Annotated in this window: 12 protein-coding genes; 3 read left to right on the top strand and 9 right to left on the bottom strand. The window is 55.6% G+C overall.

Features of this window, described 5'->3' with window-relative positions; all coding sequences use genetic code 11:
- Window positions 1–3: 3 nt before the first annotated feature.
- Entirely contained in the window at window positions 4–2058 is a 2055-nt protein-coding gene (gene glyS / locus GHN86_RS03030; RefSeq protein ID WP_153377592.1) for a glycine--tRNA ligase subunit beta, read from the bottom strand.
- Window positions 2055–3008: a glycine--tRNA ligase subunit alpha gene (gene glyQ, locus GHN86_RS03025; RefSeq protein WP_019828634.1), complete on the bottom strand. Its 954-nt coding sequence runs from the start codon at window positions 3006–3008 to the stop codon at window positions 2055–2057. Before glyQ ends, glyS begins: the two co-directional genes overlap by 4 nt.
- An 81-nt stretch (window positions 3009–3089) precedes the next feature.
- Here glyQ and GHN86_RS03020 point away from each other — a divergent pair, with 81 nt between their 5' ends.
- A complete protein-coding gene (locus tag GHN86_RS03020; protein WP_153377591.1) occupies window positions 3090–3647 on the top strand; it encodes a DNA-3-methyladenine glycosylase I in 558 nt (185 codons plus the stop codon).
- A 145-nt stretch (window positions 3648–3792) separates the two neighbouring features.
- Window positions 3793–4680 (top strand): lysophospholipid acyltransferase, encoded by an 888-nt coding sequence (locus tag GHN86_RS03015; protein ID WP_122783491.1) that lies wholly within the window; start codon window positions 3793–3795, stop codon window positions 4678–4680.
- A gap of 4 nt (window positions 4681–4684) precedes the next feature.
- On the opposite strand, the gene GHN86_RS03010 is transcribed toward GHN86_RS03015, so the two are convergent.
- The 7 genes from GHN86_RS03010 to GHN86_RS02980 form a co-directional block, all read right to left on the bottom strand.
- The gene (locus GHN86_RS03010) at window positions 4685–5329 is read right to left on the bottom strand and encodes a methionine ABC transporter permease (RefSeq protein WP_153377589.1); all 645 of its coding nucleotides are present in this window, start codon (window positions 5327–5329) and stop codon (window positions 4685–4687) included.
- Window positions 5319–6440 carry a methionine ABC transporter ATP-binding protein gene (locus GHN86_RS03005; protein WP_153377588.1) on the bottom strand — a complete coding sequence of 374 codons (1122 nt, stop codon included), beginning with the start codon at window positions 6438–6440 and terminating at the stop codon, window positions 5319–5321. Before GHN86_RS03005 ends, GHN86_RS03010 begins: the two co-directional genes overlap by 11 nt.
- Window positions 6441–6442: 2 nt before the next feature.
- Complete coding sequence (locus tag GHN86_RS03000) at window positions 6443–7252, bottom strand: MetQ/NlpA family ABC transporter substrate-binding protein (protein WP_153377587.1); 810 nt, start codon at window positions 7250–7252, stop codon at window positions 6443–6445.
- 29 nt (window positions 7253–7281) lie between these two features.
- On the bottom strand, window positions 7282–8643 hold the full coding sequence (locus tag GHN86_RS02995; protein WP_153377586.1) for an LLM class flavin-dependent oxidoreductase: 1362 nt from the start codon (window positions 8641–8643) through the stop codon (window positions 7282–7284).
- Window positions 8643–9839 (bottom strand): SfnB family sulfur acquisition oxidoreductase, encoded by a 1197-nt coding sequence (locus GHN86_RS02990; protein WP_153377585.1) that lies wholly within the window; start codon window positions 9837–9839, stop codon window positions 8643–8645. The genes GHN86_RS02995 and GHN86_RS02990 overlap by 1 nt, the downstream gene beginning before the upstream one ends.
- 17 nt (window positions 9840–9856) lie before the next feature.
- Window positions 9857–11098, bottom strand: coding sequence for an SfnB family sulfur acquisition oxidoreductase (locus GHN86_RS02985; protein ID WP_153377584.1), 1242 nt, complete (start codon window positions 11096–11098; stop codon window positions 9857–9859).
- 213 nt (window positions 11099–11311) lie between these two features.
- Window positions 11312–12076 carry a hypothetical protein gene (locus tag GHN86_RS02980; RefSeq protein ID WP_153377583.1) on the bottom strand — a complete coding sequence of 255 codons (765 nt, stop codon included), beginning with the start codon at window positions 12074–12076 and terminating at the stop codon, window positions 11312–11314.
- A gap of 530 nt (window positions 12077–12606) precedes the next feature.
- Between GHN86_RS02980 and GHN86_RS02975 the strand changes: the two genes are divergently transcribed.
- On the top strand, window positions 12607–13539 hold the full coding sequence (locus GHN86_RS02975) for an SdiA-regulated domain-containing protein (RefSeq protein ID WP_153386094.1): 933 nt from the start codon (window positions 12607–12609) through the stop codon (window positions 13537–13539).
- The last annotated feature ends 66 nt before the right edge of the window (window positions 13540–13605 follow it).

The raw sequence follows: 13605 nt of genomic DNA, 5'->3' as shown, positions 1-13605 counted from the left end.
CCCTTAGCCCAGCAGCGAAATATCGGCAACGCCGAGGAACAGACCGCGCAGACGTGCCAGCAAGGCGTAGCGGTTTGCCCGCACGCTAGGGTCTTCTGCGTTGATCATTACCGCCTCGAAAAACGCATCCACAGGCTCGCGCAGCGAGGCCAGGCGTGTCAGCGCTTCGTTGTACTGACGAGCAGCCGCCATTGGCTGTACGGCTTCGTCGGCTTTCTGAATGGCCGAGAACAACGAGAACTCGCTGGCATTATCGAAGTAGCGCGCTTCAACGTGAGTTGAAACCTTACCCTCAACTTTGCTCAGCAAGTTGGAAACACGTTTGTTCACCGCTGCCAGTGCTTCAGCTTCCGGCAGTTGACGGAACGCTTGAACAGCCTGCACGCGTTGGTCAAAGTCCAATGCCGAGGTCGGATTGAGCGCACGCACCGAGAGGTAGGTGGCCACATCCACGCCTTCGTCTTCATAACGCGCCCGCAGGCGATCGAAGATGAATTCAAGCACTTGATCCGCCAGACCGGCTGATTTGATCTTGGCCCCGAATGCGCTCACGGCGAATTTCACGGCTTCGGTCAGATCGAGGTCGAGCTTTTTGTCGATCAGGATGCGCAAGATACCCAGCGCCGCACGACGCAGTGCATACGGATCTTTGCTGCCGGTTGGCAACATGCCAATGCCGAAAATACCCACCAGGGTGTCGAGTTTGTCAGCGATCGCTACCGCAGCGCCCGTCAGGGTACTTGGCAACTCAGCGCCAGCGCCACGCGGCATGTATTGCTCGTTCAGAGCCAGTGCAACATCCTCTGGCTCGCCATCGTTGAGCGCGTAGTAGTAACCGGCAACGCCTTGCATTTCCGGGAACTCGCCAACCATTTCGGTCGCCAGATCGCACTTGGACAGCAACCCTGCACGGGCTGCGCGTTGTGCGTCGCCACCAATACGTGTGGCGATAAACGCAGCCAGTTTGGACACGCGCTCGGCTTTGTCATAGACGCTGCCCAGTTGTGCCTGGAACACGACGTTTTGCAGACGCTCGTTGAAGCTTTCGAGCTTCTGTTTTTTGTCTTGCTTGAAGAAGAACTCAGCATCGGTCAGACGCGGGCGAACCACTTTCTCGTTGCCGGAAATGATTTGCTGCGGGTCTTTGCTTTCGATGTTGGCCACGGTGATAAAGCGCGGCAGCAACTTGCCTTCAGCGTCCAGCAGGCAGAAGTACTTCTGGTTGTCCTGCATGGTGGTGATCAGGGCTTCTTGCGGTACATCCAGGAAGCGCTCTTCAAACGAGCACACCAGCGGCACAGGCCACTCAACCAGCGCCGTCACTTCGTCGAGCAGTGCAGGCGGAACGATAGCCGTGCCTTCCTGCATCGTGGCCAATTCAGCCACACGCTTGGTGATCAGCTCGCGACGCTCAAAGAAATCAGCCTGCACGTAGGCTTTGCGCAAGTCTTCGGCGTAGTTGGCCGGCGCGCTGATGCGTACGTTTTCCGGGTGGTGGAAGCGGTGACCACGGGATTCACGGCCGGCTTTTTGCGCGAGGATCGTGCAGTCGATCACTTCATCGCCGAACAGCATGACCAGCCATTGGGTCGGACGCACGAATTCAACCTTGCGCGCACCCCAGCGCATGCGCTTGGGAATCGGCAAGTCGTTGAGTGAGTCTTCAACGATGGTCGGCAGCAAGCTGGCGGTCGGCTTGCCGACGATTACCTGGCTGAAGCGCAGTTTTGGACCGCTCTGGTCGATTTCGCTCAGATCAACGCCGCACTTTTTGGCAAAGCCCAAGGCTGCTTGAGTCGGGTTGCCGTCTGCATCAAAGGCTGCCTGACGTGGCGGGCCGTCGATGTTGATGCTGCGGTCCGGTTGCTGGGTTTCGAGCTGGGTCAGCAGCACGGCCAGACGACGCGGGGCGGCGTAGACTTTTTTCGCGCTGAATTTTACGCCAGCGTTTTGCAGGCCTTTTTCAATACCGGCCAGAAACGCGTCAGCCAAGGTGTTAAGGGCTTTTGGCGGCAGTTCTTCAGTGCCCAGTTCAACCAGAAAATCTTGAGCACTCATTGTGCAGCCTCCAACTTAGCCAACACTTCATCACGCAAATCGGGTGGAGCCATCGGGAAGCCCAGCTTGGCGCGTGCTTCGAGATAGGCTTGAGCAACCGCGCGTGCCAAGGTACGTACACGCAGGATGTATTGCTGACGCGCCGTCACGGAGATGGCGCGACGGGCATCCAGCAAGTTGAAGGTGTGCGAGGCCTTGAGGACCATTTCGTAGCTTGGCAACGGCAGCGGCTGGTCGAGTTCGATCAGACGCTTGGCTTCGCTTTCGTAGAAATCGAACAGCTCGAACAGTTTGTCGACGTTGGCGTGTTCAAAGTTGTAAGTCGACTGCTCGACTTCGTTCTGATGGAACACGTCGCCGTAGGTGACTTTGCCGAACGGGCCGTCAGTCCAGACCAGGTCGTAGACGGAATCGACACCTTGCAGGTACATCGCCAAACGCTCAAGGCCGTAGGTTATTTCGCCAGTTACCGGGTAGCACTCAATGCCGCCAACCTGCTGGAAGTAAGTGAATTGCGTGACTTCCATACCGTTGAGCCAGATTTCCCAGCCCAGACCCCAGGCGCCTAGTGTCGGCGATTCCCAGTTGTCTTCGACGAAACGTATGTCATGCACCAGCGGATCGAGGCCGATATGTTTCAGCGAGCCCAGATACAGCTCTTGAAAGTTCGGCGGATTAGGCTTGAGAACCACCTGAAACTGGTAGTAATGCTGCAAACGATTCGGGTTTTCGCCGTAGCGGCCGTCAGTCGGGCGACGACTGGGCTGCACATAAGCGGCGTTCCAGGTTTCTGGGCCCAGGGAGCGCAAAAACGTGGCGGTATGGAATGTGCCGGCGCCCACTTCCATATCGTAGGGCTGAAGCACCACACAACCTTGCTCGGCCCAGTATTGCTGGAGGGCGAGGATCAAGTCTTGGAAGGTACGCACTGCTGGCGTAGGCTGGCTCACAAATTCACCTGTTTCTTGGGCTGCGATTTAAAGAGCGGGAGTATACCCGATTCGGTCGCGCCTCCACCTCTTGGAGCCTTTATGGCACGTTGTTTCTGGTGTTCGGATGACCCCCTGTACATGGCCTATCACGATCAAGAGTGGGGCGTGCCGCTGCGCGATGCGCATGGTTTGTTCGAGTTGTTATTGCTCGAAGGGTTCCAGGCGGGTTTGTCATGGTTCACGGTACTAAAGAAACGTGAGCACTATCGCAAGGTCATGTTCGGCTTTGATGTGCAGCGGCTGGCGGTCATGAGCGACGCTGAAATTGAGGGGTTGTTGCAAGATCCGGGGATCATTCGCAACCGTCTCAAAGTGACTGGAGCCCGCCGCAATGCCCAAGCCTGGCTGGCGCTGGAAGATCCTGTGGCGTTCTTGTGGTCGTTCGTGGGGGGCAAGCCCAAGATCAATCACTTCACCGAACGTGAGGAATTCCCGGCCGTCACTCCCGAGGCTGAAGCCATGAGCAAAGCCCTGAAAAAAGCCGGATTTACGTTCGTCGGACCGACTATTTGCTATGCCTTCATGCAGGCCAGCGGCATGGTCATGGATCACGCCACGTATTGTGATCGCTACGCGGAACTGGCCAGCGGCGGTTAGACTACTGGCTTTTGGCACACATTTAAGCCGTAGCAGCTGCCGAAGGCTGCGTCCGGCGCTGTGACATTGACTCAGCATTTACGATTGCTTCGCAACCGAACGCAGCCTTCGGCAGCTGCTACTTGTATTTTCGAGAGATCATTCTGTGGAAAAGTTTAAAGGTGCCCTGCTGGTCGGGGCTTTACGATTGTTTGCCATGCTGCCTTGGGGCGCCGTGCAACGTGTCGGTTCGGCCATTGGCTGGCTGATGTGGAAACTGCCCAACCGTTCGCGCGAGGTGGTGCGCATCAATCTGGCTAAATGCTTTCCGGAAATGGACCCGGTCGCCCGCGAACAACTGGTCGGGCAAAGCCTAAAAGACATCGGTAAAAGCCTGACCGAGAGCGCGTGCGCATGGATCTGGCCTGCGCAGCGCTCAATTGATCTGGTTCGAGAGGTCGAAGGCCTGGATGTGCTCAAGGAAGCGCTGGCCTCGGGCAAGGGCGTGGTGGGCATCACCAGTCATTTGGGCAACTGGGAGGTGCTTAATCACTTCTATTGCAGTCAGTGCAAGCCGATCATTTTTTATCGACCGCCCAAGCTCAAGGCAGTAGACGAACTGCTTCAAAAGCAACGCGTTCAGTTAGGTAACCGTGTTGCGGCGTCAACCAAAGAAGGCATCTTGAGCGTCATCAAGGAGGTGCGCAAAGGCGGTCAGGTGGGTATTCCGGCAGATCCGGAACCCGCAGAGTCGGCCGGTATTTTTGTGCCCTTTTTGGGCACTATGGCGCTTACCAGTAAGTTCGTGCCGAACATGCTGGCAGGCGGTAAAGCGGTCGGTGTTTTCCTGCACGCCTTGCGCCTACCTGACGGTTCAGGTTTCAAAGTGATACTTGAAGCGGCACCCGAAGAGATGTACAGCACCGACACGGCAACCGCCTGCGCAGCGATGAGCAAAGTGGTCGAAAAATACGTGCGGGCCTATCCGAGCCAGTACATGTGGAGCATGAAGCGCTTCAAAAAACGTCCGCCAGGCGAGGCGCGCTGGTACTGATACATCAACGCTTGTTGAGTACTCGGGCCAAACGGTCGCCGCTGAGCTGAATCACGGCGACCAGCACCACCAGCAGAACGATCACGGTGAGCATCACTTGCGTGTCAAAACGCTGATAACCGTAGCGATAGGCAATATCGCCCAAGCCGCCGGCACCAATCGCCCCCGCCATGGCGGATGAGTTGATCATCGTCACCAGAGTGATCGTGAACCCTGCGACGATGCCCGGTAACGCTTCAGGCAACAGCACATGCCAGATGATGTGATGGCGTTTGCAGCCCATGGCCTGTGCGGCCTCGATCAGGCCATGATCCACTTCGCGCAGACTGACTTCGGCAATGCGTGCGAAGAATGGTGTTGCGGCGATGGTCAGGGGAACAACGGCCGCCCAAACGCCATAGGTTGTACCGACAATCAAGCGGGTGAACGGGATCAGCGCCACCATCAGAATCAGAAAGGGAATTGAGCGAAATAAATTCACAAACGCGCCGAGTGCTTTGTTCAACGCGGGCGCCTGATAAATCCCGCCTTTGTCACTGGTAACCAGAATCACCGCCAGCGGAATGCCCAGCACCAATGCAATCAGCGATGACACACCGACCATCAGGAAGGTGTCGATTACCCCTTGCCATAAACGATCAAACCCCATAACCCACCACCTCGACGTGTTGTGCCCAGTGTTCGGCGCGCTGACGCAGCTGGTCTGCGCTCAACGCTGTGCTGCTCACACTGAGCAACAGCTGGCCCAGCGCATGCCCTTGAATGTGTTCAACGCCACCGTGCAGCAGGCGAACCTGCCCGCCGAGTGCGCTGAATAACGCACCCAAATCAGGCTCCCGTGCCTGATTGCCTGTGAAGCGAAGACGCAATATCACGCTCGACTTTGCCGACACTGGCTGCGCCGTAATACGCCCGTGCAGCGCTTCGGGCAGGCTGTCTTGCAGAGGTGCGAGCAGGGTTTTGCTGACCGCGTGCTGTGGGTCTCCAAACACCTGCCACACAGGACCTTGCTCTACGATCTGTCCCTGTTCGAGTACGACCACGCGGTGGCAAATATCGCGAATGACCGCCATCTCATGGGTAATCAAAATGATGGTCAGGCCCAACCGTTGATTGATCTCGCGCAGCAGGCCGAGAATTGACTGAGTGGTTTCCGGATCAAGGGCCGAGGTGGCCTCATCGCAGAGCAGAATCGACGGGGCGTGTACCAGCGCCCGGGCAATACCGACGCGCTGTTTTTGCCCTCCGGACAACTGGGCCGGATAGGCTGTGTGTTTGCCCTGTAAACCCACCAGTTCCAGCAGTTCGCGCACTTTCTGTTCGCGCTGAAGTTTGGGCACCCCCGCCACCTTGAGTGGTAACTCAACGTTCTGCCATACCGTTTTGGCTGACATCAGGTTGAAGTGCTGAAAGATCATGCCGGTCTGACGGCGCAACGCGACGAGCTTGTTCTCATCGAAGTCGCTGATATCGATCTGATCAATCAGCACCCGGCCGCTGCTGGGTTGTTCAAGGCGGTTGATGGTGCGGATCAACGAGGATTTACCCGCCCCGCTACGGCCAATAATTCCGAATATTTCGCCGCGCGCAATAGCCAAGTCAATGCCCTTGAGGGCATTGACTGGCCCTTGGCGACCTTTATAGGTTTTGCCAACGTTAATGAAGCGCACGTGTGCGCTGCTCAATTGCGGGTGCAATTCTGTGGGGTTCACGCCGGGCGGCGGCGGTTCGAGCCGCTCGTGAGCAATAGCCACATTCATGGTTAACCTCCCCAGCCGGGTTGGTACAGGCTGCCGTAGGTTTTATCCAGCGATGCTTTGACTACAGGTGAGTGCTGATAAATATCGATGAACTTGGCCAAGCGCGGGTCGTCTTTGTTTTTCGGCTGGATGACGAACTGAATGACATATTCGGGGTGATCAATGCCATCGAACAATAAGGCGGATTCGGCATCAAAGGTCTTGGACAGACGAATATAAGCCGGATAGCCCTGTACCAGATCGGCATCGTCATACGCACGAACCAGTTGTACGGCTTCCACCTGAAGGATATTGATCTTCTTCGGATTGGCGGTGATGTCTTCTTCAGTGGCTTTATAGCCGACGCGGGGCTTGAGGGTAATCAGCCCGGCCTTGGCCAGCAGCTGCAAACCTCGGCCACTGTTGATCGGATCGTTGGCAATGGCGACCGTGGCGCCTTGGGGTAAAGACTCAATGCTTTTGTATTTTTTTGAATACAAACCCACGTTATTGATCACCCCTTTTGCGTAGGGCACCAGATCAAAACCAGCGGCGGCATTGGCGTTTTCCAGAAACGGAATGTGCTGGAAATAGTTCACGTCTATATCGCCGCTGGCGAGGCTGACGTTGGGGGCGATCCAGTCGGTGAATTCCACCAGCTCGACTTTCAGGCCTTGTTTATCGGCCTCGGCCACTGCAGTTTCCAGCGGGATGGCAAAGGCCGCCGTTGTGCCTACCTTGAGCGGAGCCGTATCGGCGGAAGCAAAACCGCTAAAAAAGCCGAGTGCCAGAACCAGTGCCTTGACTGGGTGAGTGATGTGCTTTTTGTTCATGGTTGATTTCCAGTCAGTGCTAAAACGAATCACGCGTTGTGTCTGAATGCGGCGCCGGTATGCCGTTCCGGTAAGTGTGCGTCGCCCTCTACAAACAGCTTTTGCCGCAGGCTGCCGGTGTCGTACGCCGTTTTGTAGGACCCACGGCGTTGTAACTCAGGCACCACCAGGTCGATAAAGTCGATGTAACTTTGTGGCGTCACGATGCGGGTCAAATTGAAACCATCGAGGCCGGTTTCCGAAATCCACGATTCCAGTTCGTCAGCGACCTGCTCGGGGGAACCCACCAAGGTCATGTAACGCCCGCCGAGCGCGTGTTCCTCCAACAGCTTGCGGCGCGTCCAGTCGTTGTTTTGCAGCATTTTGGTCGCCGATTGAATGGCATTGTTTTTCACGTACTGGATTGGTTCATCCAGCTCATAGTCAGCAAAGTCGATGCCGGTGGAGCTGGAAAAATGCGCGACACCGGCTTCGGCGCTGGCGTAGCCGAGGTATTCATCACGCTTGGCCAGGGCTTCTGTTTCAGTGGGGGCAACGATGACGTTAAGGCCCATAAACAGTTTGATGTCATCCGGGTTACGGCCCGCCGCAACTGCGCTGGCGCGTAGGTTATCGACCTGTGTTTTGGTGGCTGCTTTGGTTTGCCCGCTGATAAACACACATTCGGCATGGCGTCCGGCAAACGTCAGGCCGCGCTCTGAACTGCCTGCTTGAAACAATACGGGGGTGCGTTGAGGTGATGGCTCGCACAAGTGATACCCCTCAACCTGGTAGAACTCACCCGCGTGGCTGACTTTGTGCACTTTGTCGGGTTGGGCGTAGATGCGTTGTACCGGGTCATTCAAAACTGCGTCGTTTTCCCAGCTGCCTTCCCACAGTTTGTAGAGCACTTCGAGGTATTCGTCGGCTTGGTCGTAGCGCCGGTCATGCTCGACTTGCTCCGTCAGGCCCATGGCCTTGGCGGCGCTGTCCAGGTAGCCGGTGACGATGTTCCAGCCCACTCGCCCCCCGCTTAGGTGGTCAAGGGTCGACATGCGGCGTGCGAATAAATAAGGAAGTTCGTAGGTCAAGTTAGCGGTCAGACCAAAGCCGAGGTTTTTGGTGACGGCAGCCATGGCCGAAACCAGCAACAGCGGATCGTTGACCGGCAACTGAATGGACTCTTTGAGCGGAACATCAACTGATTGTTGATAAACGTCATACACGCCTACGATGTCGGCAATAAAAAGTCCGTCAAACAGTCCGCGTTCCAGTAGCTGCGCCAGCTCTGTCCAGTATTCCAGCGTGTTGAAGCGCGTGGACGTGTCCTGTGGGTGAGTCCACATGCCGTGGTTGATATGACCAATGCAGTTCATGTTGAAGGCGTTGATCAAGATTTTCTTTTTGCTCATCAGATCGTCCCCCGCAACGGTGGATTTTCGCCATTGAGGTAGTAATTACCCACAGCGTGATACTTCCAGCGCACAGGGTCATGCAGCGTGTGCACACGTGCGTTGCGCCAATGCCGATCAAGGCCGTGTTCGGCAAGGGTTGCCTGGCTACCGGCCAGTTCAAATAACGTGCTACCGGCGGCCAGAGATATTTCGGTACTCAGGGCACGCACCTCGGCGACGGCGATGGACGCTTCGGCCACGGTGTTGGCGGTGGGGTTGGCCTGAGCCGTGTCGAGATATTCACCTGCGCGCTCAAGCAGCGCTTCTGCAGCGTGTAGACGCACGCTCAAGTGGCCGAAACTTTTTAAAGTCAGCGGGTCTTCGCTGGCGATGTCGGTGGTGGCGTCGATCCATGGCCGGGTTTTAGTGCGGACAAAGTGCAGCGAATCCTCAAAGGCCGCGCGAGCAATCCCGGTATCAATGGCTGCGTGGAGAATTTGAGCTAGCGGGCCGACGGGCGTTGGCCGTTCGAAAGCAGTCTGGAACGGGATCACATCTTCACGGGCCACAAATACGTTGTCGAACACTACAGACCCGCTGCCAGTGGTGCGTTGACCAAAACCGCTCCAGTCATCGATAACGTTTAGCCCTTCGCTGCCACGCCTTACAAAGGCCAACAGATGAACGCCGTGGTCATCCACGACCGAAGTCGGGATGCGATGCGCATAAAGCGCCCCGGTAGCGTAGAACTTGCGGCCATTGATGCGGTAACCGGTTTCTGCGGTGACCAGATGAGTGGTGCGCTCGTGTGCAGTTTTAGTCCCCAGCTCAGCCAAGGCATTGCCGAAGCGCTGGCCAGCCAATACCTCAGCGTAAAGCCGTTCTTTTTGCGTGTCAGAGCTGTTGACCCGAAGGACTTCGAGTGCATAAAAATGGTTTTGTGGAATTTGCCCCAATGAGGCATCAGCGGCAGCGATTATCGCCACAACCTGCGCTAGCGTGACATTGGAAACGCCCGCGCCGCCGTATGCCTTGGGCACAGTAATGCCCCACAGACCGGTGTGGGAAAACAGTTCGAGCTCATCGTGGGGCAGGCGCCGCTCGCGATCACGAACAACGCTCTCGCGTTTGAAATGGGCCGCTAACTCACGGGCTACATTCAGGGCCTCGGCATCGTTACGGATGACCGCAACCTGTTTGGATATCAGTGTCATGAGGGGTGGCTCCGAGGTCAGATCCAGGAATGCCGGGCAGGCAAAGTACCGTTGAGGCGATAGGCGCCGATGGCGTGATACTTCCAGCGCACCGGATCATGGAGGGTGTGAACCCGGGCATTACGCCAGTGCCGATCCAGGTTGAATTCGGCAAGGCTGGCGCGGCTTCCGGCCAGTTCGAAAAGCTTTTCACTGGCCAGCAACGACAGTTCGGTACTCAGCACTTTGGCTTCGGCGACGGCAATCGAGGCGCGAGCGGCTGTCTGCGCGTCAATCGGGGCCGCACTGACCTGATCAAGCACGCGCCCCGCTTTGTGCAGCAGCGCTTGGGCGGCATGCAACTCAATGTTCAACCTGCCGATGTCGGCAATGACATAAGGATCATCGCTGTTGCGTTCGACGTTGGCGTCGATCCAGGGACGGGATCGCTCGCGCACAAAGCTCACTGTGTCGTCGATGGCGCCACGAGCGATGCCAAGGTCTATTGCCGCTTGAATCAATTGCGAGACGGCACCTTGAATATTTGGGGTTTCGTTCAGGCGCCAGTTATCAATGACGTGCTCAGCATCGACCCGCACGTTGTTGAGTAACACGGTGCCGCTGGCGGTGGTGCGCTGGCCAAAGCCGGTCCAGTCATCAACCACGCGCAGGCCAGGTGTACCGCGACGGACGAAGGCCATGACTTGCTTGCCATCATCATTGAGCGCCTTGACCGCAATCCAGTGGGCGAACAGCGAGCCCGTGGAGTAAAACTTCTGGCCATTGATCATGAAATCATCGCCATCGGCGGTGATGCGCGCTTTTAAATCGAGGGTGTTTTTGCTGCCCCGCTCCGGCCCTGCATTGGCAATTCGCCAGCCTTTGAGAACGTGGCTGAATAGCTGCTCTTTTTGCGTTTGCGTGGCGGTGCTGGCAATCAGATTGAGAATACCCACCTGATTTTGAGGAATTTGCCCCAGCGCCGGGTCGGTAGCCGAGATGATGGCAAACACTTCGGCCAAGGTGACGAACGATACCTGCAGTCCGCCAAATTCGCGGGGAATGGAAATACTGCCCAGACCGCTGCGGGTGAATTGTTCGATCAGAGACCAAGGCAACTTTCGCTGCTGGTCCCGCTTGCCTGCCTGCTCACGGGCGGCGTTTGCCAGGTCATGAGCCGCTTGAAGGGCATCGTTGTCGGTGCGCAGGTGATGCGCTTCGAGCAACAAGGGGGCGACATCCAGGTCGCTTTGCAGATGTGCATCGGCCAAGTTGGACATTAGTACTGCTCCTTGGCGGCACTCAATGCCCTGGCGTTATGCACAAGGGTGATTGTTTTACGGGCCATACCTACCTCACGTTTACTGGGGCGCCGCTTACGCGGCGCGGATACAAAGCAAGAGAGTCCGGTGGCCCGGTGTATATACCCTAAGTGATTAAATAAATTAAAAGAACTAACTTTTAGGAATATGCATAGATTGATCGCGACGGTGCTAACTACGCCAGTTAGGCCTTGGCTCTGCAGCCTGCAGAGCCTCGCGCGGTGAAGGGTTGACGTAGTATTTATTGGCACCGATCTTGAGCGTTCGTGCGGGGGCCCAGCGTGAGTTATTGCCTACGCGGTCAATCACGCAATAGGTGACTTCAAGCTTTGGGTCTTCGCCGGCCTCTAGAATGATATGCGCAGGTACAAATACGCTGATGGGCAAGTCAACATCGGCCTTGCGTAGCTTGGGCAGGTCCATACGCACATCCCCCCAAAGCAAGGTGATCTCATCGTCAACGGCCATGTTGCGATAGGGTTCGATGCTAATGGGTACTCCGCGTTTCATCTGACTGGGATTTACCCCATAGCGCTGAATGGGTTCGGGGATCATCAAAGGGGCCAGACCCTGGTTCTCTTCGCCGATGGCGTGCCCGCCGGGGCAATCCAGCTTGATCAGCACTTTAAGTTGTGCAGAAAGAGCCGGGCTACTGCCTATATGCATCACGCGATAATAAAGACGCGCTGTACCGTTTTGAATGAAACTCTCGGGCACTCTAAGGGCCACAGGCTGACCCATATCAGCTTTGGATATTTGTTTCGAGGTTACATAACAACCGTCCCAGAAGAGTTCGATTAAGTCTCCTTCCTCCATATTTATATACGGTGTTATATGAATAAATAATTGTTCGGCCGCGCGTGCACAAATAGTGTGTTTACCCGTATTGGAAAGAGTAGGTGCGGCTAACTTGTTAGCGTGGGATGTGAAGGGCATTGTTTAGAGTTCCTGTCGTGCTAATGGGTAACGGGCCACGTCTGTACAGGTTTCACAAGGTGTGAAGAAGGTGTGTGTCACCCGGCGGGGCATTTGAATGATTTCCCCGTCGAGTAGCTGTTAACTAATGGTTTAAAGTTTTGATACGGTTTGGCCAGTTGTACTTATTAGATAAGAGGCTCTAGGCATGAGTGTCAAGTCGGGAAGTAATGAATATAAATGTCGGCGCTTGATTCAGACAATTCCTACTGGTTGAGTGCTTTTTGTTTTTTGTGTAGATAAAATATCACTTCATAAACTATTTATGTCTAGTCACGATGTATGTAGCCAGTGGAAGTACAATGCCGTCTTAAACTGAGCGGTTGATGCGTTTACCAGCTTTGCTTTAGATCGCCTGCAAAAGCCACTGGGCTCGGCGCCTTGTGTTTTTACGATTTATTTCACATTGTGATCTGCATAATACGTGAGCGAGGCAGCCCTGCCCGCTATGAGTATTCAGTCGTTGCCTCATTTCCGGGATGATCATTCAAATGGCCGTAAACCCACAGCAAACCTCACCCGAGCGTCGCTCCATGCGCCCTAACCTGCGCTGGTATCACTGGCTTTTACTGCTGGGCACATTGATTTACGGGTTAGCGTTCATCATGCATTGGGATGACCGTGGGGCGTTGTGGGTCCTCGAGCGCTTTGAAAGCACGTCAGAGCAGAATGAAAGCGTGTGGTTGCCGGACTATGTCGCGGTGATTGATGCCAAACCGTTGCCGGGCATGGAAAAGGACGAGGCGTCCGATCTGGCTTATAACCCGCTGACTAAAACACTGTTTTCAGTCATGGGTAAAAACCCGTTTTTGGTGGAGTTAACCCTCGACGGTGAGGTGCTCCGTAAAATGCCTTTGGTGGGTTGGAGCAACCCTGAAGGTTTAACGGTCATGGAAAACGGCTTGCTGGCCATCGTCGATGAGCGTGATCATATGCTGAGCATCGTCAACATTGATGCAAACACCCAAAGCCTGAATATTGCAGACTTCCCCAAATATGACCTTGGACCTTCGAAAAACCAGAATAAAGCCTTTGAAGCCATTGCCTGGGACCCGCGTCGCCAGCAATTAGTCCTCGGTGAAGAGCGTCCACCGCAATTGTTTGTGTGGAAAAGCAATGGCAGTCAGGTGCTGACCGGGGACAAGCAGAAAGTGACCAGCGACGAACTGGATCTGCGTAACCTTTCAGCGTTGAGCGTAGACCCGCGAACCGGCCACATGCTGGTGTTGTCGGCAGACTCGCACATGTTGCTGGAGCTGGATGAACTGGGCGAGCAGGTGAGCTTCATGACGTTACTGCGTGGCTTCAATGGTTTGAAAGACACCATCCCACGCGCCGAAGGTGTGGCGATAGATGATCACGGCAACCCGTATATGGTGAGCGAGCCCAACCTGTTTTATCGCTTCGAGAAAAAGGCCAGGTAGTTGGTTTAAAGGTTTAAGGTTGAATTCAGGCTATCGTGATATTTATCGCCTCTGACCTGTTTAAGA

The sequence above is a fragment of the Pseudomonas helleri genome (genome assembly GCF_009600315.1).
GTDB lineage: Bacteria > Pseudomonadota > Gammaproteobacteria > Pseudomonadales > Pseudomonadaceae > Aquipseudomonas > Aquipseudomonas helleri_A.
Note: the sequence above shows the minus strand (reverse complement) of the source record. Positions and strands in the feature narration are given on the sequence as shown.

Bases quoted from the DNA above. Each gene is read 5' to 3' on its own strand.
- glyS (WP_153377592.1), bottom strand. From the start codon at position 2,058: ATGAGTGCTCAAGATTTTCTGGTTGAACTGGGCACTGAAGAACTGCCG.
- GHN86_RS03020 (WP_153377591.1), top strand. From the start codon at position 3,090: ATGGCACGTTGTTTCTGGTGTTCGGATGACCCCCTGTACATGGCCTAT.
- GHN86_RS03010 (WP_153377589.1), bottom strand. From the start codon at position 5,329: ATGGGGTTTGATCGTTTATGGCAAGGGGTAATCGACACCTTCCTGATG.
- GHN86_RS03005 (WP_153377588.1), bottom strand. From the start codon at position 6,440: ATGAATGTGGCTATTGCTCACGAGCGGCTCGAACCGCCGCCGCCCGGC.
- GHN86_RS03000 (WP_153377587.1), bottom strand. From the start codon at position 7,252: ATGAACAAAAAGCACATCACTCACCCAGTCAAGGCACTGGTTCTGGCA.
- GHN86_RS02995 (WP_153377586.1), bottom strand. From the start codon at position 8,643: ATGAGCAAAAAGAAAATCTTGATCAACGCCTTCAACATGAACTGCATT.
- GHN86_RS02990 (WP_153377585.1), bottom strand. From the start codon at position 9,839: ATGACACTGATATCCAAACAGGTTGCGGTCATCCGTAACGATGCCGAG.
- GHN86_RS02985 (WP_153377584.1), bottom strand. From the start codon at position 11,098: ATGTCCAACTTGGCCGATGCACATCTGCAAAGCGACCTGGATGTCGCC.
- GHN86_RS02980 (WP_153377583.1), bottom strand. From the start codon at position 12,076: ATGCCCTTCACATCCCACGCTAACAAGTTAGCCGCACCTACTCTTTCC.
- GHN86_RS02975 (WP_153386094.1), top strand. From the start codon at position 12,607: ATGGCCGTAAACCCACAGCAAACCTCACCCGAGCGTCGCTCCATGCGC.